The sequence below is a fragment of the Streptomyces sp. URMC 126 genome (genome assembly GCF_051386555.1).
Classification (GTDB): Bacteria; Actinomycetota; Actinomycetes; order Streptomycetales; family Streptomycetaceae; genus Streptomyces.
Genome location: NZ_JBPQTX010000775.1, coordinates 1 through 286 on the forward strand (window position 1 = coordinate 1; position 286 = coordinate 286).

Genomic DNA, 286 nt, shown 5'->3' on the forward strand with positions numbered 1-286 from the left:
TGTCTGCTCATGTCCGTAGCCTATCGACGGCGCCCGGGAGCGCGGGAGCGCTCTCCCGTCGGGATGGGCCGGGCCTCTCGGACCCGGCTCACACCTCCACGGTGGCGGCCAGCGGCAGTTTCCCCGCGGACGGCCCGACGAGCACCCGGTACGCGCCCGGCTCCACCCGCCAGCCGCGGTCGGCCTGCGACCAGTGCCGCAGCGCACGGGCCGGAACCCGCACCACCGCGGTCACCGCCTCCCCCGGTTCCGCCTCGACCGGTATGTACCCGGCGAGCCATCTGGC

Annotated in this window: 1 protein-coding gene; it reads right to left on the reverse strand. The window is 75.5% G+C overall.

The window, feature by feature from the left end:
• Positions 1–88: 88 nt before the first annotated feature.
• Positions 89–286, reverse strand: a 198-nt coding sequence (locus ACSNOK_RS33860) for a fibronectin type III-like domain-contianing protein (RefSeq protein WP_436784583.1), incomplete at its 5' end; no start/stop codon positions are given.